This is a genomic window from Aeromonas aquatica, assembly GCF_000764655.1.
Taxonomy (GTDB): domain Bacteria; phylum Pseudomonadota; class Gammaproteobacteria; order Enterobacterales; family Aeromonadaceae; genus Aeromonas; species Aeromonas aquatica.
Map to the genome: position 1 here is coordinate 1 of NZ_JRGL01000148.1, position 2,442 is coordinate 2,442.

The following is a 2,442-nucleotide window of genomic DNA, read 5'->3' on the forward strand; positions in this document are numbered from 1 at the left end:
ACGTAACTGTGACGCAGTTACTGTTATCTTTCACGACAACAATGTCAGAATCTGAATTGGAATTAGAGTCAAAATTGGAATTGGAATTGGAATTGGAATTGGAATTGGAATTGGAATTGGAATTGGAATTGGAATTTGAATCAGAGCCAGGGTCAGGTTTTGAGTTGGCGCCAGAATTGGGGGCAGCATCAGAATTGGAGTCAGAGCTGGAATCAGTACATGCGCTCAAACCCAGGGTTGCAACAAGAACCAACATGTATGTTTTATTAAGCGCAAAGCCGTTGCTCATTATGCTCATGTTTATTTCCTTTGATTTTAAAATAAAATTACGAATTGCTTGACGCGGTATATGCGCTCATCCAGCTAGCGGATGAGCGCACCACAATATGGTTTCCGGTTGCAGATATTCTGGTAGGGTTGTTTATCTGATATACATCAAATTACCGAGTCGCCCTGCTCAACAGGGTTAACCGATAAGACCTTTACCACCAAACATTGACCATGGCGCCAACGGCCCAGGTATCGTCGCTGTTATGGCCTTCGAAGCTATGAGTGGTGTCGTCCCAGTTGCTGTTATCGCTGTCCAGATAGGAAGTGTAAACACGCAACTCAGGCTCGCCACGGCCAAAGGACAATGCTTGAGCGAGTGTGACTTTGGAACCGCTGCGGTCATAGTCGGTATTGTTGACGCTCTTGTCGTCCTGAAAGTACCCAGCGTCGAGATAGGTGCGGGTAATATCCGACCAGTGATAAACCACACCGGCGTTGACGGCCATGCTGGAGCCATCTCCCTCGTCACCATTCCACTGCTCGACGCTATCGGCCTCGGCATAAGTGAGCACATGGGTAAAGTCCCAATCAGCAGAGAGCGGGATCGCGCCAAAGTTGCGGATGGCAAACCCTGAACCGTCTTTCACTTCCCCATTCAACACGTCGGCCGCACCAAATTGGACGCCTTGCAGGGCCGAGCCATCCAGATAGTACTGCAGCACAGTGCGGTTATAGCCAGATTCGCCAATTTCCTGTTTGAGTTCGACCAGGAAGGCATGGCCATCGGCGTAATCATGTTCACCCAGTTCCGGATTGTCGATTTGGGCGTCTGTTGGGTCGGCATGGAGGAACCTGTAGCCCATTGCCAGAGTGCCTTTCTCCCAGACAGAGAGATTGTCATAGAGGATCTCGTAGTTCATGGCATCGATGAGGGTGCCCTCCAGGGCTCCTTCTTCAGAGTCGATGCTCGGATTGTGAATGACGCCATCGAGATCCCGATGCAGTACGGCGAGGGAGAGGTTGCCCGGGCCAACCTTCATATCCTCGACACCGGCACCAACGGTGGTCTGACCCCAGTAATAGTGGTCGGTTGTATCGATGTAGTAATTGCTCTTGTATTGACGGATACCCGCCCATGAGGTTTCGCCCAAGCCCATGAAGTTGCGTAACTGCATGTTCATGTTTTCCCAGCCAAAGGGGCTATCGTCGGTACTGCTGTTGGTATCCCCGTCCCACATGTTGAACATGGTTTGTACGTAGACGGAGCGATTATTCTCGTTATACAGCTCGGTTCCGAAACCGACCTCGGCGTAGTTGTCAAACTCGTTGCCGATACGGCCTATTTTATTTTTCTCGAAAGAGTCACCGCCAATGTTGTTTTCCATGCTGCCATCGGCACCACCCGCAACACCGGCTCTAAAATAACCAAAAAAATCAATGTTCTTGGCTGCTGTGGCCAGAACGTCAGCGGTCGTTGTTCCCTCGGCCGCCATGCTATTCGTTGCCCCGAGGGCGAGAGCAGCGGCAACCATGGTGTAACAGATCGATTTTTTCATAACTCTAAATCCCTATCATTAGTTATGTGACTCACCCAGCCTTGGCAAAGGCAGCAACCTAGATCCGTTGAACGGCCGATTAAGCGCCGTATATCGGTATCCTGACCTCAAGGTTCGGACTCATTCTTTGGCCTCCCCCTTCAGATTGGTATCAACATATCAGACCAATATTTTCATTGAAACACTCTGTTACATAATCGTGAGCACAATCACAGTCAGGGGCTTGTCTTCGAACGAAAGCAAAATTTCATCCGATGGGAAATGACGAAAAGTGATGGGGAAGAGCATTCCACAGAAAGGTTCTGATGAATCCAGACGGTGTCAGGCAGTACTTTACCTCTTGGTTGTACTCGATCGAAGATTATCTAAAGTCATGATTTTATTCATATAAAAATAGATCTTGTGTGTTGATAAAAATATCCATATAAGGGGTGCTGTTGACCGTATAGCAGGGTGTCGCAGGGATCTCCCGGGCATGAAAGTGGTGATGGTGATGGCTGAGTATCATCTGAATCGCGGGTTTGACGGGGTTTTGCAATCGCCCTCACACTTTGGTGAAATTGTGGTAGATACCAAAATTGGTCTTTGTTATTTTGCGACCAATTGGTATTCATCT

General features: G+C 48.7%; 2 protein-coding genes. One reads left to right on the plus strand and one right to left on the minus strand.

Translation table 11 applies throughout. From position 1 onward, the window contains the following. The coding region (locus LG30_RS22250) for a hypothetical protein (RefSeq protein WP_033132210.1) at positions 1 to 341 on the plus strand (341 nt) is incomplete at its 5' end. A 141-nt stretch (positions 342 to 482) separates the two neighbouring features. Here the strand turns inward: LG30_RS22250 and LG30_RS0118725 are convergent. Then, on the minus strand, positions 483 to 1,826 hold the full coding sequence (locus tag LG30_RS0118725) for a carbohydrate porin (protein WP_033132211.1): 1,344 nt from the start codon (positions 1,824 to 1,826) through the stop codon (positions 483 to 485). Between the last annotated feature and the right edge of the window lie 616 nt (positions 1,827 to 2,442).

Coding starts and splice junctions, on each gene's coding strand:
- LG30_RS0118725 (WP_033132211.1), bottom strand. CDS start 1,826: ATGAAAAAATCGATCTGTTACACCATGGTTGCCGCTGCTCTCGCCCTC.